A 21884-nucleotide genomic window follows, 5' to 3' on the forward strand; every position below is an offset into this window, starting at 1 on the left:
CCGCAAAGCAGAAGGAAAGACACCACGAGAGATCAAGCGATGCCTCAAACGAGCCGTCGCTCGACAGCTCTACCGACACCTCAATGACGCGGCCGCAGCGGCTTGACAGGACATAGAAGCATCACCGCCTGGCGCTACCGAACGACAGCGAACGGCTGCTGCGAGTGGACCAGCCCCCACGGCCACCACTACCGACGCGACCGCACCGGCACGCGACCGATCGACGAGCCCGAGACACCCGCGCCGCCCGGCATCCCACGACCCCGCCGACGATGACCCCGCACCGCACCCCGCCAGTCCTCACGATGGCGGGGGCACGACCATGCCTGCTGTGCGCGAAGTACTGATCGCGGAAGATCCGGTTGTTCGCGGGGGTCGGCAGTCGAGTTGGTCCATGCTGTTGCTCGTGACCACCCTCATCCTCATCGGTTACTGGAAGAGCGAACAGCAGCCGCAACTGCCCGACCCTCGAAGGTTCGTGGACCCGTCGTGGGATCGGGACGAGCGCGACCTGGTCGCTGGCTATCTCCGTGGCGGCCTCCCGGTCGTGCACATGATGGGCCACTCGCCGTGCCGCATGTGCTCGTCGCAGCAGAACGGTGTCTCCGAACTCACAAACGGTGGCTACCTGTGGCCAGAGGGCTTCGCGCACTACGTCGCTGACCACGAGGTCAGGTTGCCCGACGAGTTCGTCCAGCACGCGATCGGTCGATTCGCGGACTTGGAGCAGGCAGCGGGGCGAGCGAGCAACGGCGCCGTCGACGCTTGGCTCGCGACGGTCGAGTAACAACCGCTCATGTCCGTGCACTCAACGTGGCAGATGCGGACGTTCGCAATGGTGACTCGTCCTCGCGGCGCAGCCTGAATCGCGACAAGAGCGACCGAAACGGTCAGTGCACGTCTCGCCAGAGCATCAGGAGATCCACGGGACCGAGCGCGGGGTGCAAGAAGCCCCCGGGTGCGGCGCCGATGATGCGGAAACCTTCGGATTCGTAGAGTTGCACCGCGCTCTCGTTCGAGGCCACCACGGCGTTGAACTGGATGCCGCGAAAGCCGTGCTTGGTCGTCCAGTCGATCATGTCGCGCACGAGCGCTCGGCCGACGCCCCGACCTCTTGCCGGGGCCGCCACCATGAACGAGCCGGACGCGACGTGCGAACCCTGGTTAGGGCGGTTGGCGTACATGTTGGCGGTGCCGAGGACTTGACCCTCTTCGTCGCAGGCAAGGACGACCCGCCCGGGGTGCTGAGTCATCCATGAAGCGCGCATCGCATCTTCGTTCGGGGCTGCCTCCATTGCGAACGTCTCCTGAGAGGCCGCCACCTCTTTGATGATCGGCCAGATTGAGGGCCAGTCTGCGTCGGTGGCGGGCCGGACAACGAACGTCATGAGGCCACCACAGCGGATGCAGCTCGCGTGCCGCAACCGCAATTTGGCGATGCTCGCTCATTGGCATATCCGTGCATTCAACGCGGCAGATCCCGATGTCAGATCTGTGGCTCTGTGCGGTTGCTGCGGTTTATCAGCCGCACCACAGCTACCGCACTAACTGCGGCAGATCCGGACGTTCGGGCGACGCTGAGTCAGTGAACCTCGCGTCTGATGACTGCGAGCATCGTCGGGAACAGGTGACAGAACTCGCCGCCGCCCCACGAGTCGACCAGCCCGCCGACGTCCTCCATCGCGTCCCACAAGGGCTGCGACGCCCGGACGAGCGTCTCCGCGTCCGCTGCGCGTACGTCCAAAGCCGTAGCGACGGCCAAGACGACCTCTCGGCGCGACTCCGTCGGCAGATCATCGAGCGGGTCCATGGTCGAACTCTAGGTCGCGCTCATCGGCAGATCCGCGCACTCGCAGCCGCACGTCGGTGCGTCCGATGGCGGCTCCTCCCCTGGACACGCCACGGGCAGCCGCCCATGTCAGCGGCACCTGCAAGGATCCGCGGGTGAGCCTCGCGATCGCCACCTGCCAGCCCACCGCGTCTGCCGATGTCCGCGCGAATGGCGCTGAGGTCCGGCGCTTGCTCCGGGAGTCCGCGGCGGCGGGCGCGCGGCTGGCCCACTTCCCGGAGGGGTTCCTCTCGGGATACGCGGTGGCGGACGTGACGACGTGGGAGGCCGTTGACTGGACCGTGGTCCGTGACGAGCTCGAGCAGGTGGCCGCCCTGGCCGGCGAGCTGGGGATCTGGGTGGTGCTCGGGTCTGCCCACCCGCTGACCGCGCCCCACTGGCCGCACAACAGCCTCTACGTGATCTCCGAGGAGGGGAAGCTGGTCGATCGCTACGACAAGCGGAAGTGCTCGCACACCGAGGTCACCCGGTTCTACACGCCGGGGTTCGAGGCGGTGGTCTTCGACGTCGACGGCTTCCGGTTCGGCTTGGCGATCTGCATCGAGATCAACTTCCCCGACGTGTTCGCGGACTACGACCGGCTCGGCGTCGACTGCATGTTGGTCTCGGCCTATCCGGTCGACTCGATCTTCGCGACCAAGGCTCGCGCCTACGCCGCGATCCACAACCACTGGCTCAGCCTGTCGGTGCCGGCGCAGACCTCGCACCTGTTCCACTCGGGACTCATCGGGCCCCACGGCGAGGTGCTGGCAGACGTGGGCGGCGACCCCGGGCTGGTCGTGGGGACGCTGGACCGGGAAGACCCCGCACTGCACGTCGCGCTCGACCTTGCTCGCCCGTGGCGGGCAACGGCGCGGTCCGGCGAGATCTACCAGGAGCGCCGGGTCAGTGACGAGCGCAGCCGGGTGCGCACCGAGTTCTGACGGGCGGCGTGCCCGAGAGACAGGTCACCAGTGGTGGAGCGAGCCCTGGAACACCGTCGCGAGGTCGTCCGGCGTCACGTCGATCGGCGCGACCGCAAGGAGCCGCTGCTGCTTCACCGCGCCGTCCACGAGGTCGCTGACATCACCCTCGACGTAACCGATCTCGGCCAGGCCGCTGGGCAGGCCCACGTCGCGGATCAGGCCGCGCAGCACGGCCGGGAGGGTGTCCGGGCCGCCCGAGGCGACCGACCCGCCGAGCAGCGCCGCCGCCCGGAGGTGCCGCTCGGGCGAGGCCTCGAAGGTCAGCGCGAACGCGGCGGGCGCGGTCATCACCACCGCCATCCCGTGCGGGACGATCGGCTCGTCGTCGGGGTAGCCGGCGGGGCGGTAGTCGCGGACGCGACCGGCGATCGGGTACGCGCAGGCGTGCGGCACGTGGACGCCGGCGTTGCCGAAGCCGAGCCCGGCAAACGTGGCGGCCAGCGCCATCTGCTCGCGGGCCTCGCCGTCGGAGCCGTCGCGCACGGCCGTACGGAACGCACCCGCCAGCAGCGACAGCGCCTTCTCCGACCACATGTCGGCGATCGGGTTCGCGCCGCAGTAGGGGACCCGCTGCTCCGGCTGCTTCGCGTCGTAGTCGCCGAACCAGCGCGCGGTCCAGCTCTCGAGCGCGTGGCAGAGGATGTCCATCCCGCACGACGCGGTCACCATCGCGGGTTGCGTCATCGTGAGGTCCGGGTCGACCACCGCGAGCGTCGGCCGCAGCCGTGCGTGCGAGATGCCGGTCTTGACCTTGAGCGCGAGCACGTCGAGCACGCAGATCGTGGTCGACTCGGCACCGGTGCCGGTCGTGGTCGGTACGGCGACCAGCGGGAGCAGCGGTCGCTCCGGGGCGCGACCGCCACCGACGGGCGCATTGACGTAGTCCATCAGCTCGCCGTCGTTGGTGAGGAGCAGGTCGACGGCCTTGGCGGTGTCGATCGCCGAGCCACCGCCGACAGCGACGACCGCGTCGAACGGCGCCGCGTCCCGGGCGAACGCGACCGCCTCCTCCATCGAGGCGTCCGTCGGCTCGACGCGCGCTGCGGCGAACACCACGACGTCGAGCCCGCGGGCGCGGATGCCCTCGGCGACGCGCTCCGGGTGCCCGGTCGCCGCGACCCCCGGGTCGGTCACCAGCAGCACCCGGCTCGCCCCAACGGGGCACAGCTGCTGGACGTCCCAGCCGATCTCGGAGCTCGCACCCCGGCCGAACTTCAGGCCGGGAGCGGCGTAGGTGAACACGGACTCGCTCACGACACGACCTCCAGTGCGTAGGTCACCACGTCGAGCACCTCGACCCGACCGGTGCGGACGTCGGCGACCGGCACCCAGGCGGCGGACTCGGTCGTGCCGTCGACCTCCCGCACGGTCGGCTCACCCTCGCCCACGGTGGCGGCGAAGAGCAGGTGGACGCCGTGGTAGTCCTCGAGCCGGCCCGACGGCGCGGTGCCGGAGAAGTGGGTGTCGTGGACGCCGACCAGCGCCCCGACCTCGCACGCCAGGCCGCACTCCTCCTCGACCTCGCGCGCGAGCGCCACGGACGGGTGCTCGCCGTGGTCGATCCCACCGCCCGGGAGGGTCCACCGGCCCGGGTGCGCGGCGCGGGCCGAGAGCCGGGTGAGGAGGATGTCGGTGCCGCGCAGCACGACGGCGTACGCCGCCACCCGCTGCAGCCGGAAGGGCAGGTGGTCGGCGAGCGCCTCACCGACCAGGCCAGCTGTCGGGACGGCGCCGGACAGGACGTCGTCGAACGGCTTCCAGGCCGCGTCGACGGTCGAGCCGTCCACCTCCAGCACGCGGGGCTCAGGCGCGTCGGGGGCCACCCAGCCGGCGAAGACGATCCGGATCGCGTGGGCGTTCACGAGCTGCCCGTCGCGGGACGCGCGCGGCAGGTGGGAGCTGTAGACGTGGGCTGTTTCGCTGACCGTCGCGTCGAGCCCGGTCTCCTCGTGGATCTCGCGGACGACCGCCAGCCGCGGGTCCTCGCCGTGGTCGACGCCGCCGCCCGGGAGGGTCCACAGCTCGGTGCGCGAGACCTTCGGCGCGAGCCGGCTCAGCAGCACCTCGATGCGGCCCGCGCGCTCGCGCAGCAGGACGGCGTACGCCCCCACGCGCTGTCGCTGCGGAAGGGATGACATGGACCCAACCTAGTGAAGTCCTCGTGAAGTACGGTGACGCCGTGTCCCCCGCGTCCCGTGATCCGTGGCTCGACAACGTGAAGATGGTCCTCGTCACCCTGGTGGTCATCGGGCACGCCATCGGGCTGGTCGAGGCCACCGCCGGCAGCCACTGGGTCTACGACTTCATCTACCTCTGGCACATCCCCGCGTTCGTCTTCGTGAGCGGCTACCTCTCGAAGTCGTTCGAGTGGGACCGGCGCCGGATGAAGAGCCTGCTCTACACCCTCGCGATCCCCTACCTGCTCTTCGAGCCGGCACTCTTCTACTTCCGTCGTGACGTCATCGGCGAGGGCGTGGAGTACCCGCTGTGGATCGAGCCGCACTGGACGATGTGGTACCTGATCGTGCTGCTCATGTGGCGACTGATCACGCCGATCCTCAAGCGCCACTGGCTGTTCCTGCCGCTGTCGGTGATCGTCAGCCTGGCTGGCGGCCTGTGGGACACCGAGGCGCTGATGATCCCGCGCTTCCTGGGCCTGTTGCCCTTCTTCGTGCTCGGCCTCCACCTCAAGCCGCGCCACCTCGCCCGCCTCGACGACGTCTGGGTGCGGGTGGCTGCCGTGCCGACGCTGATCGGCATCGGCGTGATGGCGGCCTACACCGACACGTGGGCCGACGCCGCGCTGCTCTGGTACGACACGGGCTACAGCGAGATCCCCATCGACAACGAGATCGTGTTCCAGACCCGGCTGACGGTCATGATGGTCGGCCTGCTCGGTGCGTTCGCGGCGATGTCGCTGATCCCGCGCCGATCGCTCGGCTGGTTCACCACGATGGGCACCGCGACGATGGTGATCTACCTGTTCCACGGCTTCGTCATCAAGTCGTTCCTGGGCCTCGGATACCCGGACTTCACCGCCGCCTACCCCGTGCTGGGGCTGGTGCTGACGATCCTCGGGGCGGTCGGCCTCGCACTGCTGCTGGCCAGCCCGCCCGTACGCCGCGTGCTGGAGCCGTTCACCAACCCGCTGGGCTGGATCGAGAAGCGCCGCGCGGACCGGCGTCCCAGCCCGGCCCCCACGTCGGGCTGACCGCCGAGCGCGGCACGGAGTCGAGCCCGGCCGCCTCCGCGCGGGTGGGCGCGGTGCCGCCGAGGTGCGCAGGGTGCCACGGCGCCCGCTCACCCTTGCTCGGGACGTGGTGCGGCAGCCGCTGGAGTCCCTCGAGCTGCTCGGTGATCACGGTGCCGAGACGCTGCGTGAACCCGGCGATGTCCTCGCCGGGTGCGAACGAGAGGGGCTGGCCGAAGGACAGGTCGACCCGGCGTCCGCGCTGCAGGCTCGGCCGCGGCTTCCTGCCGCGCGCATCGGGACGACCGACCGACCACAGCCGCTGGGAGCCCCAGATCGCGAGCGGCACGACCGGAGCGCCCGTCTCACGGGCCAGGCTGGCCACCCCGGGCATCAGGGCGCGGACCGTGTAGGAGTAGCTGATCCCCGCCTCGGGGAACACGCCCACCGCCTCGCCCGCGCGCAGCTGTCGACGTGCCTGGAGGTACGCCGCCGCGGGCGCCTCGCGGTCGACGGGGACGTGCTGCATCCGGTCCATCGCCGCCCGCACGAGGGGCAGGCGCCAGACGTCGTGCCGGCACAGGAAGCGGACGTAGCGACCCCGCTCGACGGCGGCCTGCTCGATCAGCACGAAGTCGGGGTAGCTCACGTGGTTGGCCGCCACGATCACCGGCCCGCTCGCGGGCAGGTGCTCGAGCCCCGTCCACCTCGTGTCCACCCCCAGCAGGCGGATCACGCCGCGGCCCAGGACGTTGGTCACCCGGTAGACGCGCTCGCTCATGGTGCTGGTTCGTCGCGCAGGCGACGTCGGATCGGCTCCGGGACGAGGATCACGCGAAGGGCGGTCGGGCGTCGCGGGCCATCGAGCGGCGTCCGGCCCAGCGCCACACGCGCGCAGCGCGGTCGCGGTCGGCGTCGTCGACGAGGTTGCCCATCCAGCGCAGCGCCAGCGTCATCAGCCAGTCGGAGCGCATCCCGGCCGGGCCGAGCGCGGAGACCACCTTGGGCTGGGTCGCGATCCCGGCGAGCCGGCGTGCGATCGAGAACGCCTCGCCGTAGTGCTCCACCAGCGTCGAGCGCCACGCCTCACCGAGCCCGGTGCCGCTCGCGATGTGCTCGGCTACGAACCGGCCGGTCTCCAGGCCGTAGTCGATCCCCTCGCCGTTGAGCGGGTTCACGCAGGCGGCCGCGTCGCCGATGAGCGCCCAGTTGGGCCCGGCCACGTTGCTCACCGCACCACCCATCGGCAGCAGCGCCGAGGTCGGCATCCGCAGCTCGCCGGACAGCCCGAAGTCCTTGCCGATCGTGTTGGCGTAGGTCTGCATCAGCGGCTTGATGGCGACCTCCGCGGGTCGCCGGCTCGTGGCCAGCGTGCCGGCACCGAGGTTCACCGTGCCGTCGCCCAGCGGGAAGATCCAGCCGTAGCCCGACACCAGGTCGCCCTGCTCGTCGCGCAGCTCGAGGTGCGAGCTGATCCACGGGTCGTCCGACAGGTCGGAGTCGACGTAGGAACGACCGGCCACGGCGTAGACCGTGTCGCGGTGCCACTCGCGGCCGAGCAGCTTGCCGAGCGGCGAGCGTACGCCGTCCGCGACGACCAGCCACTGGCAGGCGATCTCGAACGTGCCGTCCGCGCCGCTGAACTCGACCGCGGCGACCCGCTCCCCCGCATGCCGTACGCCGACCGCGCGGGCACCCTCGACACCCCTGGCCCCGCTCTCGAGGGCCACCGTGCGCAGGTGGTCGTCGAGCTCGGTGCGGGCGACCGCGGAGCCCCAGTCGGGCAGCGAACCGCCCGGCCACGGCAGGAGCAGCGTCTGGCCGAACCCGTGGGCGCGCAGCCCGTGGTTGACCGTGTGGGAGCGCAGCCAGTCCTCGAGGCCGAGCCTCTGCATCTCCCCGATCGCGCGCGGCGTCAGCCCGTCGCCGCAGGTCTTGTCGCGCGGGAAGGTGGCCGCGTCGGCCAGCACGACGTCGAGCCCGGCGCGCGCGGCCCACGCGGCAGCAGCCGATCCGGCCGGTCCGGCACCGACGACGAGCACGTCGGTCGAGGTGGGGGTCTGCACAGGGTGATTCTCGCCTGCCACCCCAACCGCGGCGAAACCGCGGTGGGCCTCAGCCGTGGAAGGGCCGGTGCGAGAGGAGGTGCACCGACTCGTCGAGGCAGCCGGTGGTGGGGTGCTCGACGAAGAACGGCCGCGTGGCGTCGGACGGGTAGACCAGGAACGCGTCGACGTCGGCCGGTCGGCAGGTGCGTCGCGGGTAGTTCTCGGCGACGGTCTCCGAGACCCGGCTCAGGGCACGCTCGCCGGGGGCGAGCACGACCCGCGGGGTCGCTCCGGGGTCACGGTCCGCCGGAGCACCCACCGGGGTGCCGTCACCGCCGCCGACGTAGGACAGGCCGCCGTAGCCCTGCACGAAGCACGTCCTGCGGCCGGTGTTGCGCAGCCGCACCACGCCGTAGCGGTGGCCGGCGGCCGCGTCCCGGGCCCGGTAGTCGGCGCTCAGGTCGGCACTGCGGCACTCCGGGGTGCTCGCCGCGGTGCGGGGCGTGGACACGCCGGACGCGCTCGCCGGAGGTGCGGTCGCGTGCTCGTGGAGGCTGACGACGAGCAGCGCAGCACAGACCGCCACCATCGACCAGAGCGAGCGGTGCCACATCGACCGGACCATGCGACCAGTGTGCGTCGCAGCCGGAAATGGGCCGAGCCCCGGCCCCCACGAGGGGGACCGGGGCTCGGGTGACGACGCTCAGTTCTGGTAGGAACCGAAGTCGAAGTCGTCCAGCGCGACGGCCTGCGACGACGGACCGAAGTCGTAGTCGTAGGAGTCGTAGCCGGTGACCGAGTAGGCAGCGGCACGCGCCTCCTCGGTGGGCTCCACGCGGATGTTGCGGTAGCGCTCCAGGCCGGTGCCGGCCGGGATGAGCTTTCCGATGATCACGTTCTCCTTCAGGCCACGGAGGCTGTCGGAGCGGCCGTTGATCGCGGCGTCGGTGAGCACGCGGGTGGTCTCCTGGAAGGAGGCCGCCGAGAGCCACGACTCGGTCGCGAGCGAGGCCTTGGTGATGCCCATGAGGACCGGGCGACCCGAGGCCGGCTTGCCGCCCTCGGAGACCACGCGACGGTTCTCCTCCTCGAACCGCACCCGGTCGACCAGGTCGGACGGGAGCAGGTTGGTGTCACCGGACTCGATCACCGTCACCCGGCGCAGCATCTGCCGGATGATGATCTCGATGTGCTTGTCGTGGATCGACACGCCCTGGGACCGGTAGACCTCCTGGACCTCGTCCACGAGGTGCTCCTGCGCCTTGCGGACACCGAGCACGCGCAGGACGTCCTGCGGGTCGGGGGTACCGGACGTGATGTGGTGGCCGACCTCGATGTGCTGGCCCTCCTCCACGTTGAGGCGCGAGCGCTTCGAGACCGGGATCTCCTGGACCTCGGAGCCGTCGTCGGGCGTCACCATGACGACGCGGGCCTTGTCGGTCTCCTCGATCTTCACGCGACCGGCGGACTCCGAGATCGGCGTACGACCCTTGGGCGAGCGGGCCTCGAAGAGCTCGACCACGCGGGGCAGACCCTGCGTGATGTCGTCGGCGGAGGCCACACCACCGGTGTGGAACGTACGCATCGTCAGCTGCGTGCCGGGCTCACCGATGGACTGGGCGGCGATGATGCCGACCGCCTCACCGATGTCGACCAGCTGGCCGGTGGCCAGCGAGCGGCCGTAGCACTTGGCGCAGGTGCCGGTGCGGGCGTCACAGGTCAGGACCGAGCGGACCTTGACCTCGGTGATGCCGGCGGCGACGAGCTCACCGATCTTGACGTCGCCGAGGTCCTCACCGGCGGCGGCGAGGACGTCGCCGGTCTCCGGGTGGGTGATCTCGACGGCGGATGCCCGGGCGTAGGCCGAGGTCTCCACGTGCTCGTCGTCGATGCGCTTGGGCAGGCCGCGCTCGGTGCCGCAGTCGTCCTCACGGATGATGACGTCCTGCGAGACGTCCACCAGACGACGGGTCAGGTAGCCCGAGTCGGCGGTGCGCAGCGCGGTGTCGGCGAGACCCTTGCGGGCACCGTGGGTCGAGATGAAGTACTCGAGCACCGAAAGGCCCTCGCGGAAGTTGGCCTTGATCGGGCGCGGGATGATCTCGCCCTTCGGGTTGGCCACCAGACCACGCATGGCCGCGACCTGCCGGATCTGGTTCATGTTTCCGGAGGCACCCGAGTCGACCATCATGTAGATCGGGTTCTTGCGGTCGAAGTTGGTCTCCATCGCGCGACCGACCTCGGCAGCAGCCTGGGTCCACAGCTCGATGAGCTCCTGACGACGCTCGTCGTCGGTCATCACACCGCGCTCGTAGTTCTTCTGGACCTTCTCGGCCTGCGCCTCGTAGCGGCCCAGGATCTCGACCTTGCTGTCGGGCGTGGTGACGTCGTCGATCGAGACGGTCACACCCGAGCGCGTGGCCCAGTGGAAGCCGGCGTCCTTGAGGGCGTCGAGCGAGGCGGCGACCTGGACCTTGGTGTAGCGCTCGGCCAGGTCGTTCACGATCGCGCCGAGGCGCTTCTTGCCGACCTCCTCGTTGACGAACGGGTAGTCCGCCGGGAGCGTGTCGTTGAAGTGCACGCGACCGAGGGTGGTCTCGAGCAGGATCGCGGTCCGCTCCTCCCAGTCGGCACCGAGCTCGAGGTCGAGCGGGGGCACGATGTCGTTGAGGCGGATCCGGACCTTGCTCTGCATCCCGATCTCGCCGCGGTCGTAGGCCATGATCGCCTCGGCCGGCGAGGAGAAGACACGACCCTCGCCGATCTCACCCTCGCGCTCGGCGGTCAGCCAGAACAGGCCGATGATCATGTCCTGCGAGGGCATGGTCACCGGACGGCCGTCCGACGGCTTGAGGATGTTGTTGGTCGACAGCATCAGGATGCGTGCCTCGGCCTGCGCCTCCGCGGACAGCGGGAGGTGCACGGCCATCTGGTCACCGTCGAAGTCGGCGTTGAACGCGCCGCAGACGAGCGGGTGGATCTGGATGGCCTTGCCCTCGATCAGCTGCGGCTCGAAGGCCTGGATGCCGAGGCGGTGCAGGGTGGGCGCACGGTTGAGCAGCACGGGGTGCTCGGTGATGACCTCTTCGAGGACGTCCCACACGACCGGGCGGGCGCGCTCCACCATCCGCTTGGCGGACTTGATGTTCTGCGCGTGCGACAGGTCGACGAGGCGCTTCATCACGAACGGCTTGAACAGCTCGAGCGCCATCTGCTTGGGCAGACCGCACTGGTGCAGCTTGAGCTGCGGGCCCGACACGATGACCGAGCGGCCCGAGTAGTCGACGCGCTTGCCGAGGAGGTTCTGGCGGAAGCGGCCCTGCTTGCCCTTGAGCATGTCGGACAGCGACTTGAGCGGACGGTTGCCGGGGCCCGTGACGGGGCGACCACGACGGCCGTTGTCGAAGAGGCTGTCGACGGCCTCCTGCAGCATCCGCTTCTCGTTGTTGACGATGATCTCGGGCGCACCGAGGTCGAGCAGTCGCTTGAGGCGGTTGTTGCGGTTGATGACGCGGCGGTAGAGGTCGTTGAGGTCGGAGGTGGCGAAGCGGCCACCGTCGAGCTGGACCATCGGACGCAGGTCCGGCGGGATCACCGGGACGGCGTCGAGCACCATGCCGATGGGCTGGTTGCCGGTCTTGCGGAACGCGTCGACGACCTTGAGGCGCTTGAGGGCACGGACCTTGCGCTGGCCCTTGCCGTTGGCGATCGTGTCGCGCAGCGACTCGACCTCGGCCTCGATGTCGAAGTCCTGGAGGCGCTTCTGGATCGCCGTGGCGCCCATGTGGCCCTCGAAGTACTTGCCGAACCAGTTCTTCATCTCGCGGTAGAGGAGCTCGTCGCCGAGCAGGTCCTGCACCTTGAGGTTCTTGAACGTGTCCCAGACCTCCTCCAGCCGCGCGATCTCGCGGTTGGCGCGGTCACGGAGCTGGTTCATCTCGCGGTCGGCACCGTCGCGCACCTTGCGCTTGGCGTCGGCCTTGGCACCCTCGGCCTCGAGGGTGGCGAGGTCCTCCTCGAGCTTCTTGGCGCGGTCCTCGACGGAGGTGTCGCGGCGCTTCTCGAGGCGCTCGCGCTCCAGGCCGACCTTGTTCTCGAGGGAGTCCTGGTCGCGGTGACGCGCGTCCTCGTCGACCGAGGTGATCATGTAGGCGGCGAAGTAGATGACCTTCTCGAGGTCCTTCGGCGCCAGGTCGAGCAGGTAGCCCAGGCGCGACGGGACGCCCTTGAAGTACCAGATGTGGGTCACGGGGGCGGCGAGCTCGATGTGGCCCATCCGCTCGCGACGCACCTTGGAGCGGGTGACCTCGACGCCACAGCGCTCGCAGATGATGCCCTTGAAGCGCACGCGCTTGTACTTGCCGCAGTAGCACTCCCAGTCCCGGGTGGGACCGAAGATCTTCTCGCAGAAGAGTCCGTCGCGCTCGGGCTTGAGCGTGCGGTAGTTGATGGTCTCCGGCTTCTTGACCTCGCCGTGGCTCCACGCGCGGATTTCGTCCGCGGTGGCCAGGCCGATCTGGATCTGCTCGAAGAAGTTCACGTCCAGCAAGGTGTGTTCCTTTGGTTGCTGTTTGAGTCAGTACGCCACTGGGTGGCTAGGGGGACCGAGGGACCCGGGCGGCGCGGACGCCGCCCGGGACTCACCTCAGACTTCTTCGACGCTGCTGGGCTCGCGCCGCGACAGGTCGATGCCCAGCTCCTCGGCCGCGCGGAAGACGTCCTCCTCCGCGTCCTTCAACGCGATGGCGGAGCCGTCCTGCGACAGCACCTCCACGTTGAGGCAGAGGGACTGCATCTCCTTGACGAGCACCTTGAACGACTCCGGGATGCCCGAGTCGGGGATGTTCTCGCCCTTCACGATGGCCTCGTAGACCTTCACGCGGCCCGGCACGTCGTCGGACTTGATCGTCAGGAGCTCCTGGAGGGCGTACGCCGCTCCGTAGGCCTCCATCGCCCAGACCTCCATCTCGCCGAACCGCTGGCCACCGAACTGGGCCTTACCGCCCAGGGGCTGCTGCGTGATCATCGAGTAGGGGCCGGTCGAGCGAGCGTGGATCTTGTCGTCGACGAGGTGGTGCAGCTTGAGGATGTACATGTAGCCCACGGCCACCGGCTCCGGGAACGGCTCACCCGAGCGACCGTCGAAGAGGTTGGCCTTGCCGTCCTCCTTGACCATCCGCTCACCGTCACGGTTGGGCAGGGTGGAGCCGAGGAGACCGGTGATCTCGTCCTCGCGCGCACCGTCGAACACCGGGGTGGCGACCTTGGTGTTGGGGTCGGCCTTGTCGGCGCCGATGGAGATGAGGCGCTTCTTCCAGTCCGACTCGCCCTTCTCGCCCGACAGGTTGAGGTCCCAACCCTGCTTGGCGAGCCAGCCGAGGTGCAGCTCGAGGATCTGGCCGATGTTCATACGACGCGGCACACCCAGCGGGTTGAGCACGACGTCGACCGGGGTGCCGTCCTCCATGAACGGCATGTCCTCGACCGGCAGGATCTTGGCGATGACGCCCTTGTTGCCGTGGCGTCCGGCGAGCTTGTCGCCGACCGAGATCTTGCGCTTCTGGGCGACGTAGACGCGGACGAGCTGGTTGACGCCCGGAGGAAGGTCGTCGCCGTCCTCGCGGTCGAAGACCCGCACGCCGATGACCGTGCCGGACTCACCGTGGGGCACCTTCATCGAGGTGTCGCGCACCTCGCGCGCCTTCTCGCCGAAGATCGCGCGGAGCAGGCGCTCCTCGGGGGTGAGCTCGGTCTCGCCCTTGGGCGTGACCTTGCCGACCAGGATGTCACCGGTGGTGACCTCGGCGCCGATGCGGATGATGCCGCGCTCGTCGAGGTCGGCCAGGCCCTCCTCGGAGACGTTGGGGATGTCCCGCGTGATCTCCTCGGGGCCGAGCTTGGTGTCGCGGGCGTCGACCTCGTGCTCCTCGATGTGGATCGAGGTGAGGACGTCCTCCTGCACCAGGCGCTGGCTGAGGATGATCGCGTCCTCGTAGTTGTGGCCCTGCCACGGCATGAAGGCCACGAGCAGGTTGGTGCCCAGCGCCATCTCGGCGTCGTCCGTGCAGGGGCCGTCGGCGATCGGCGTGCCGACCTCGAGGCGGTCGCCGGCCTTCACCAGCGGGCGCTGGTTGATGCAGGTGCCCTGGTTGGAGCGCTTGAACTTCGCCAGCCGGTAGGTCTGGTAGGTGCCGTCGTCGTTCATCGTCTCGATGGCGTCGGCGGACACCTCCTTCACCACTCCGGCGTTGTCGGCGACGACCACGTCACCGGCGTCGACGGCGGCGCGGTACTCCATGCCGGTGCCGACCAGGGGGCTGTCGCTGATGACCAGCGGCACGGCCTGGCGCTGCATGTTGGCGCCCATGAGCGCGCGGTTGGCGTCGTCGTGCTCGAGGAACGGGATCAGGGCCGTCGCGACCGACACCATCTGGCGCGGCGAGACGTCCATGTAGTCGACCTCCTCGCGGAGGATCGCGTCGACCTCACCCTTCTGCTGGCGCACCAGGACGCGCTCCTCGACGAACTTCATCTTGGAGTCGAGCGGGGCGTTGGCCTGCGCGATGACGTAGCGGTCCTCGTCGTCGGCCGTGAGGTAGTCGATCTCGTCGGTGACGACACCCTTGACCACGCGGCGGTAGGGGGTCTCGACGAAGCCGAACGGGTTGATCCGCCCGTAGGACGCGAGCGAGCCGATCAGGCCGATGTTGGGGCCTTCCGGGGTCTCGATCGGGCACATGCGGCCGTAGTGCGACGGGTGGACGTCACGGACCTCCATGCCGGCACGGTCACGGGACAGACCACCGGGACCGAGCGCGGACAGGCGACGCTTGTGCGTCAGGCCCGCGATCGGGTTGGTCTGGTCCATGAACTGGCTCAGCTGCGAGGTGCCGAAGAACTCCTTCAGCGCCGCCACGACGGGACGGATGTTGATCAGCGACTGCGGCGTGATGGCCTCGACGTCCTGGGTCGTCATCCGCTCGCGGACCACACGCTCCATGCGGGCCAGGCCCGTGCGGAGCTGGTTCTGGATGAGCTCGCCGACCGTGCGCATGCGGCGGTTGCCGAAGTGGTCGATGTCGTCGGCCTGGACCTTGACGGGCGAGCCGTCGGGGCCCTCCACCACGGTGCCGGCGGCGTCGACCAGGTCGGGCGCCTCGACGGTGTCACCCGCGGCGTGCAGCTGCACGACGTAGCGGATGGCGGCCACGACGTCGTCGATGGTCAGCGTCTGCTGGTCGAAGGCCTCGTGGAGACCGAGCTTCTTGTTGATCTTGTAGCGGCCGACCTTGGCGAGGTCGTAGCGCTTGCCGTTGAAGTAGTAGTTGTTCAACAGCGTCTGCGCAGCCTCGGCCGTCGGCGGCTCGCCGGGACGGAGCTTGCGGTAGATGTCGAGGAGCGCGAGGCGGGTGACCTCGTCGTTGATCTGCTCGGCGGTCGGGGCCTCGCCCCGCGCCTTCTTCTGCAGGTCCTCCTGCACGACCTCGTAGCGGACGCTGTCCTTCTCGAGGGTCAGCATCATCGACTCGTACTGGCCGAACTCCTCGCGGATCTGCTCGGTGGTCCAGCCGAGCGCCTTGAGGAGCACGGTGACGTTCTGCTTGCGCTTGCGGTCGAGGCGGACACCGACCAGGTCGCGCTTGTCGATCTCGAACTCCAGCCACGCGCCACGGCTCGGGATGAGCTTGGCGGTGTAGATGTCCTTGTCCGAGGTCTTGTCCGGGGACGACTCGAAGTAGACGCCGGGCGAGCGCACGAGCTGCGACACGACGACGCGCTCGGTGCCGTTGATGATGAAGGTGCCCTTCTTGGTCATCATGGGGAAGTCGCCCATGAAGACCGTCTGGCCCTTGATCTCACCGGTCTCGTGGTTCATGAACTCGGCCGAGACGTAGAGGGGCCGGGAGTAGGTGAAGTCCTTCTCCTTGCACTCCTCCTCGGTGTACTTCTCGTCCAGGAAGACCGGGTTGTCGAAGGAGAGCATCATGGTCTCGGAGAAGTCCTCGATCGGGGAGATCTCCTCGAAGATCTCCTGCAGACCGGTCTTCTCGGAGACGTCCTCACCAGCGGCCCGACGGGCTGCCACCTCCTCCTCCCAGCGCTCTCCGCCGACCAGCCAGTCGAAGCTGGAGGTCTGGAGCGAGATGAGGGGGGGAACCTCGAGAGGTTCGGTGATCTTTGCGAAAGAGGTGCGACGGTGGTTACCAGCGGAGCTGCGCGCGGCCAAGAGGTGTCCTCACAAATGAGCATTGATCGGCGCCAACCGACCACCACGACAGCCGTCCGGAGGGCGTCGGGCATCTGAGGGCAGGCGCAAAGCGACACGATAGCGCATATGCGGGCACGCCTCAAACGCGGGGTCAAGTCCCGAAGGAAAACGCCACGCGTTGCGGATGACTATGAACTCCCGGAGCGCCCGGGTCAAGCGGAACGCGCCGATTCGGCGGGTCCGTGACCTCAGCCCTGGACGGGCGAGGTGACCATGTCGTCGACCAGCCACGTGTCGTCGACGAGCTGCATGGACAGCGTCACCTGGTCCTTGTAGACGACCGGCTCGGCGCTCAACTTGTTGGTCGTCGGCCGGTCGACGAAGACGAGCACCTGCACCCGGTCGGCGGACGCGCGGACGATCCCGGACGCCACCACCGAGGCGGTCACCCTGGTCTGCGTCTCGGGCGCGTTCTCCTCCAGCACCGCGAAGAGCTTGTCGTACTCGGTGCGGTAGCTGCCCGTCATCAGCGCCTGCGCGGCCTTCTGGTCCTCGTCGAGGGTCTCGTAGTCGTAGGAGAGGACGGGTACGACCGCACGCTCCGCGGCCACCTGCGCCGCGCGTGCGGCGGAGTCGTCCCCGCCGTCGTCGCCGGCGACCCACATCCAGACCGTCGCCGCGACGAGACCGGCGGCCAGCAGGCCCAGCCCGGCCAGCAGCCAGGACGGGACGCCACCGGGGGCCCGAGCCGGTCGCGCCGCCTTCTGCTCCTTCTCGGCCGTGCGGCGCTCGGCCGCCTGCTCCCTGGACCGTTCACGACGCTCGGCTGCACCTTCCCTGGAGCGGTGCCGCAGCAGGCGCGACTTCTCGCGCTCGGCCTCGACGTCCGTCAGGCCCGGGATCGGCGCGCTGCCCTCCTCGACGGGCGGCTCGTCGTCGACCTCCGGGTGCGCGGCGTCGTACGCCGTCCGCGCAGCGGGGTCGAGCAGCACCTTCGCGGCCCGGTTGAGGGAGTCGAAGCGCCGGTCGCCGGGCTCGAGGTCGGCGATCTGCGCCTTCCAGGCGGTGCGGATGTCGTCGCTCGAGGCGTCGCGCGGGACGCCCAGCACGTCGTACCAGGTGGGGCCGTCGCTCACGGCGTGCTCCCCTCGTCCTCGGCCGGGGTCTGCGGCGCACCCTCGTCGTCGGCACCGGTCACCGGCGAGAAGTCGTCGACGAGCCACTCGCCGTCGATGACGACGAGGTCCACGAGGAAGCGGAACGGCAGCGGCTCCTGGTCGACGGTCGTGGCCTTCTTGCCGGTTCCCTGCTCGTAGCTGTCGGTGAAGGCCCCGGCCACCAGGACGCGGGCCGAGTCGTCGTCGATGGACGACACGGCCGTGGCGAAGACGTCGGCGGTGCGGGTGATCCCGCCCTGCGCGACGAGCTGCTCGGCGGTCGCGACCTGCTTGTCGAAGTCGGCGGCGAACTTGGGGGTGATCACGTCGCGGACCTGCTCGCGGTAGTCCGGCATCTGCCCGGAGTCGTCGAGCATGTCGGGGCTGTAGGTGCCGAGGCGCTTCACGAACTGGTCGGTGAGGCTCATCGCCTGCTCGCGCTCGTCGGGAAGGTCGAGGCCGCCGTCGGCTGAGGCGCGACCGGACACCGTCATCCAGATCAGGAGCGCGACGCAGACGGCCACGACCAGCGCCAGCGCAGCGGCGATCGCGATCCGGATCCGGGGGGTCAGTCGCGCGCCAGCAGGGGCTGGAGGTAGAGCCACTTCCACGTCTCCTCTCCGAGGCTGCTCGGAGCAACGCTACCGGCGCGCTCGAGGCGGGCGACCTCGGCCGGGTCGGACGTCACCTTCCCCGTCGTGGGGTCGTAGGCGAAGTCCGCCGGACCCCAGCCGGTCGCCGGTCGCGGCGACTGGATGTTCTGGGCTCCTCGGGCGTTGCTCTTGGAGGCCGGCTCGGTGCACCGGGTGTCCTCCTTCATCGGCCGGTTGCTGCCGTCGAGCGGCGAGCGGCGGTCGGTGCCCTCGTAGCCCCCGTGGCAGACCGCGGGGTCCTGGGTGAGGATCAGGCCGAAGTGGGCGTCGTAGAGGCCGGTGCCCGGCGACTTCGCCACCACGGTGTAGCCGCCCTCGACGACGTAGGGATAGATGACGAGCAGCTGCTCGATCCCGTCGAGGTGCTTGACCACGACCTCACCGGTGGTGACCAGGTTGTTGATCAGCTCGCCGAGCTCGACCTCGTTGGCCTCGAGGAAGGCGCGCAGCTCGTTGGCGCCGAGCGACCCGTTGTCGATGAGCCTGCGGAGGTCTTGGTCGTGGTTGGCGACCGTGGTGGAGAACGTCGACAGGTCGCGGGCGAAGCGGCGGAACGCCCGCTCGGAGTCGATCTGGCCGTTGAGCACGGTGTTGCTGTCGCGGATCAGGTCGACGGTGACGTCGAAGTTCTCCTGGGCCGTGCTGATGAACGAGCTGCTGCTGTCGAGGATGGTCTGCAGGTCGTCGCCGGCGTCGTTGAAGGCCAGGCCGAACTCGGAGGTGACCGTGCGCAGGTCCTCCTCGTCGACGCTGCGCACCGTCTCGTCGAGGTGCGTGAGCAGGGTGTCGGTCGCAATCGGTACGGCGGTGCGGTCGCGGGCGATCTCGGAGTCGTTGCGCAGGAAGGGTCCTTCAGCGCTCTGCGGCTGGAGCTCGACGTACTGCTCGCCGACCGCGGATCGGTTGCCGACGAGGGCCTTCGCGTCGGCCGGGATGTCGTCGAACTCGTTGTCGATGTCGAGCACGATGTCGACGCCGTCCCTCGTCAGCTCGAGCCGGTCGACCTGGCCCACCCGCACCCCGCGGTAGGACACCTCGGCGCCGGCGAAGGCGCCGCCGGAGTCGGCGAAGTGCGCCACGACGGTGTAGCTCTGGTCCACGAAGACCCGGTCGAGCCGCGCGTAGCGGGCACCGACGAAGCTGACGCCGATCAGCGTGATGAGGGCGAAGACGAGGAGCTGGACCTTGGTCCGACGGGTGATCATCGCGCCACCACCCCCGGGATCAGCAGGCTGACGAGGGCAGGGTCGTAGGCCTCGGTGAGCTGCGCGACGGTCGGTCCGCGCCCGCGACGCGGCGTCGAGGCGTCGTACGGCCCTGGTCGTGGCAGTGCGCCCAGTGTCGGCAGGGTGGGAAGGACCGTGGGGAGGGTGATCGTCGGCAGCGGCGGGAGCGAGGTCGGGACGCTCGGCGTCGGCAGCGGCAGCGTGGGCGTGCCGGAGCCGCCGCAGAGGCCGGGCACCGGGAACTGCTTGCAGACCACCGAGATGACCGAACCGGGCAGCCCGATGCAGGCCGTGACGTCGCCGCGCCGCAGGCCCTCGAGGCAGTCGTTGATCGCGTCGAGCGCGTCCTTGCACAGCAGGCTGGTGTCGGGCAGCGGCCCGTCCTGCGGGAGCTGGCTCAGCGGGATGCACGCCTCGGTCGGGAGCGTGGTCGGGATGGTCGTCGGGAGCGCGGTCAGGTCCACGTCGAGCGTGATCGAGAGGTTCGTGTAGTCACCCATGTGCAGGTTGCGGGCGACCTGCGGGTCGCGACCGACCGCCTCGTCGACGAAGGGGTAGGTCAGGAAGACGTTGAAGGCGTTGGTGAAGTCGTCACCGGACGCGGCGAGCTGGGTCAGCACGGGGTCGAGCCGCTGGAGCGAGGTGATCGTGGCGTCCTTGGACCGCGCGATGACGTCGACCGCGACCGACGACAGCTGGTCGAGCGCATCGAGCATCTCGACGAGGTCGTCGCGCTGGCGGTTGATCGAGTCGAGGGCGCTGGGCAGCTCCTCGAGGGCCTTGTCGATGGTCGGGAGCTGCTTCTCGGCAGCGAGGGCGAGCCGGTTGAGCGACTCGATCGCGTCGACGATGTCCTGCTTGTTCTCGTCGAGCTGACCGGTGAAGACGCGGAGCTGCTCGAGCACCGACCGCGCGGACTCCTCGCGCCCGTCGAGGGCCTGGTTGAGCTCCTGGGTGATCGTCTTGAGCTGGGCGACGCCACCGCCGTTGAGGAGCAGGCTCAGCGCGCCGAGCACCTCCTCGACCTCCGGGTTGCGACCGGCCCGCTCGATCGGGATGACCGCGCCGTCCTTCATCTTCGTCGCGATGGCGCCCTCGTCGGGGGCGCTGAGCTCGACGAACTTCTCGCCGAGGAGGCTGGTCTGGCGCAGCTCGGCGACGGCGTTGCCGGGCAGCTCCACGTCGTTGCGCACCTCGAGGGTGACGAGCGCCTGGTAGCCCTGGAGGTCGATCGCGGTGACCTTGCCGACGCTGACGTCGTTGACCTTCACCGTCGACTGCGGCACCAGGTCGAGGACGTCGGCGAACTCGACCTTGATCGTCATCGGGTCGTCCCCGACGTCGGGCCCGCCCGGGAGCGGGAGGGAGTAGACGCTGGCGTCGCACGACGACAGGGCCAGCACGCCGAGCACGGCCATGGCGAGTGCCTTCATGCGCTTCATCGGTCCACCTCCACGAGGCCGCCGAGCGTGGGGTCGAAGACCTCCTGCGCGGGGAGCACGTCAGGCTTGCCGAGCGCGGCGGGGCGGTTCTTGGGCAGCAGGTTGGTGATCGTGTTGCAGACCTGTCCCGAGCGCTCGACCTGGCTGACGAAGCCGCACAGCAGCGCTGCCGGGTCATACTGGATCTGGTTGATCGCCTCACCGAGGTTGGCGCGCGTGTCGAGGGTGCCGGCCTGCGGGTTGTAGGTGAGGCCGAGGTTGTTGAGGGCCGCCGGCGCCACGTGCAGGATCTCGTCGAGCGAGTCGCGCTGGCGCACGAGCACCTTGGAGACCCGGTTGAGCCCGGAGATGTTGCGGCTGAGCGAGTCCTTGTTGTCCTCGACGAAGGTCTTGACGTCCGTCAGGGCGGTCGAGAGGTTCTTGGTCGCAGCGACCAGCTCCTGCCGCTCGCCGGCGAGCATCGTCGAGACGTCGGCGAGGGACTGGTTGAACTGGCGCACGGTCTGGTCGTTCTCGGCCAGCGTCTGCATGAATCCCTCGAGAGCCCGGACGGAGCCGAACAGCTCCTCCTTGTTGCCCGCGAGCGTCGCGCTGAGCCGCGAGAAGTCCTTGATGGTCTGGCGGAACGTGGTGCCCTGGCCGCCGAAGTTGTCGGCCGTCACGGACAGCAGGTCGGACAGGGCCCCGTCCTTGTTGGCGCCCCGGGGGCCGAGCGCGACGTTGAGCCGGTCGAGGCTGTCGTAGATCTCGTCGAGCTCGAGCGGCTGCGAGGTCTGCTCGACGCTCAGCTCGGCACCGTCGCCGAGGACCTCGCCCTTGCCGGAGTAGGCCGGGGTCAGCTGGATGTAGCGGTCGCCCACCAGCGACGGCGCGATGATCACGGCCTTGGCGTCGGCGGGCAGCTTGACGGTGTCGTCGTACGTCATCGTCACCGTCACGTCGGTGCCGGTCGGCTCCACCCGCGTCACCGTGCCCACGGGAACCCCGAGCACGCGGACGTCGCTGCCCTCGTAGACCGAGATGGCGCGGGGGAAGTGCGCGACGACCGTCCGGCCCGTGTCGCCACCGAAGACGGAGACGGCGGCCGCGACGACGAAGGCGAGCACGACGAGCGGGACGAGGAGGCGCTTCACGAGGTCCATGGG

Annotated in this window: 17 protein-coding genes; 3 read left to right on the top strand and 14 right to left on the bottom strand. The window is 69.4% G+C overall.

Annotated elements, in window-relative coordinates; translation table 11 throughout:
- Nucleotides 1-406 precede the first annotated feature (406 nt).
- Nucleotides 407-787 carry a hypothetical protein gene (locus JI751_RS00005; protein ID WP_201932001.1) on the top strand — a complete coding sequence of 127 codons (381 nt, stop codon included), beginning with the start codon at nt 407-409 and terminating at the stop codon, nt 785-787.
- A 103-nt stretch (nt 788-890) separates the two neighbouring features.
- On the opposite strand, the gene JI751_RS00010 is transcribed toward JI751_RS00005, so the two are convergent.
- Together JI751_RS00010 and JI751_RS00015 are read right to left on the bottom strand one after the other, a co-directional pair.
- A complete protein-coding gene (locus JI751_RS00010; RefSeq protein ID WP_201932002.1) occupies nt 891-1388 on the bottom strand; it encodes a GNAT family N-acetyltransferase in 498 nt (165 codons plus the stop codon).
- 194 nt (nt 1389-1582) lie between these two features.
- Complete coding sequence (locus JI751_RS00015; RefSeq protein WP_201932004.1) at nt 1583-1810, bottom strand: hypothetical protein; 228 nt, start codon at nt 1808-1810, stop codon at nt 1583-1585.
- Between the two features lie 134 nt (nt 1811-1944).
- Between JI751_RS00015 and JI751_RS00020 the strand changes: the two genes are divergently transcribed.
- Nucleotides 1945-2772: a carbon-nitrogen hydrolase family protein gene (locus JI751_RS00020; protein ID WP_307813608.1), complete on the top strand. Its 828-nt coding sequence runs from the start codon at nt 1945-1947 to the stop codon at nt 2770-2772.
- Nucleotides 2773-2796: 24 nt separating this feature from the next.
- Here the strand turns inward: JI751_RS00020 and JI751_RS00025 are convergent, their stop codons facing one another.
- Entirely contained in the window at nt 2797-4068 is a 1272-nt protein-coding gene (locus JI751_RS00025; protein ID WP_201932008.1) for a hydroxyacid-oxoacid transhydrogenase, read from the bottom strand.
- Nucleotides 4065-4952: an NUDIX domain-containing protein gene (locus JI751_RS00030; protein WP_201932010.1), complete on the bottom strand. Its 888-nt coding sequence runs from the start codon at nt 4950-4952 to the stop codon at nt 4065-4067. The genes JI751_RS00025 and JI751_RS00030 overlap by 4 nt, the downstream gene beginning before the upstream one ends.
- 41 nt (nt 4953-4993) lie before the next feature.
- Here JI751_RS00030 and JI751_RS00035 point away from each other — a divergent pair, with 41 nt between their 5' ends.
- Nucleotides 4994-6025, top strand: coding sequence for an acyltransferase family protein (locus JI751_RS00035; RefSeq protein WP_201932012.1), 1032 nt, complete (start codon nt 4994-4996; stop codon nt 6023-6025).
- On the opposite strand, the gene JI751_RS00040 is transcribed toward JI751_RS00035, so the two are convergent.
- The 10 genes from JI751_RS00040 to JI751_RS00085 all read right to left on the bottom strand — a co-directional run bounded on the left by JI751_RS00040 (nt 5952) and on the right by JI751_RS00085 (nt 21881).
- The gene (locus tag JI751_RS00040) at nt 5952-6785 is read right to left on the bottom strand and encodes a lysophospholipid acyltransferase family protein (RefSeq protein WP_201932014.1); all 834 of its coding nucleotides are present in this window, start codon (nt 6783-6785) and stop codon (nt 5952-5954) included. The two genes, JI751_RS00035 and JI751_RS00040, sit on opposite strands and share 74 nt — an antisense overlap.
- Nucleotides 6786-6834: 49 nt before the next feature.
- Nucleotides 6835-8070 (bottom strand): geranylgeranyl reductase family protein, encoded by a 1236-nt coding sequence (locus JI751_RS00045; RefSeq protein ID WP_201932016.1) that lies wholly within the window; start codon nt 8068-8070, stop codon nt 6835-6837.
- Nucleotides 8071-8119: 49 nt separating this feature from the next.
- Nucleotides 8120-8677: a DUF4232 domain-containing protein gene (locus tag JI751_RS00050; RefSeq protein ID WP_201932018.1), complete on the bottom strand. Its 558-nt coding sequence runs from the start codon at nt 8675-8677 to the stop codon at nt 8120-8122.
- A gap of 78 nt (nt 8678-8755) precedes the next feature.
- A complete protein-coding gene (locus JI751_RS00055) occupies nt 8756-12601 on the bottom strand; it encodes a DNA-directed RNA polymerase subunit beta' (RefSeq protein ID WP_201932019.1) in 3846 nt (1281 codons plus the stop codon).
- A 96-nt stretch (nt 12602-12697) separates the two neighbouring features.
- A complete protein-coding gene (gene rpoB, locus JI751_RS00060; RefSeq protein WP_201932020.1) occupies nt 12698-16279 on the bottom strand; it encodes a DNA-directed RNA polymerase subunit beta in 3582 nt (1193 codons plus the stop codon).
- A gap of 230 nt (nt 16280-16509) precedes the next feature.
- On the bottom strand, nt 16510-17397 hold the full coding sequence (locus JI751_RS21640) for a J domain-containing protein (protein ID WP_201932021.1): 888 nt from the start codon (nt 17395-17397) through the stop codon (nt 16510-16512).
- Nucleotides 17394-18023, bottom strand: a complete 630-nt coding sequence (locus JI751_RS21645) for a hypothetical protein (protein ID WP_201932022.1) — start codon at nt 18021-18023, stop codon at nt 17394-17396. The genes JI751_RS21640 and JI751_RS21645 overlap by 4 nt, the downstream gene beginning before the upstream one ends.
- Nucleotides 17987-19276 (bottom strand): MCE family protein, encoded by a 1290-nt coding sequence (locus JI751_RS00075; RefSeq protein ID WP_201932023.1) that lies wholly within the window; start codon nt 19274-19276, stop codon nt 17987-17989. Before JI751_RS00075 ends, JI751_RS21645 begins: the two co-directional genes overlap by 37 nt.
- Nucleotides 19273-20739: an MCE family protein gene (locus JI751_RS00080; RefSeq protein ID WP_201932025.1), complete on the bottom strand. Its 1467-nt coding sequence runs from the start codon at nt 20737-20739 to the stop codon at nt 19273-19275. Before JI751_RS00080 ends, JI751_RS00075 begins: the two co-directional genes overlap by 4 nt.
- Entirely contained in the window at nt 20736-21881 is a 1146-nt protein-coding gene (locus JI751_RS00085; RefSeq protein ID WP_201932027.1) for an MCE family protein, read from the bottom strand. The genes JI751_RS00080 and JI751_RS00085 overlap by 4 nt, the downstream gene beginning before the upstream one ends.
- Nucleotides 21882-21884 lie beyond the last annotated feature (3 nt).

The sequence above is a fragment of the Nocardioides baculatus genome, from assembly GCF_016735675.1.
Classification (GTDB): domain Bacteria; phylum Actinomycetota; class Actinomycetes; order Propionibacteriales; family Nocardioidaceae; genus Nocardioides; species Nocardioides baculatus.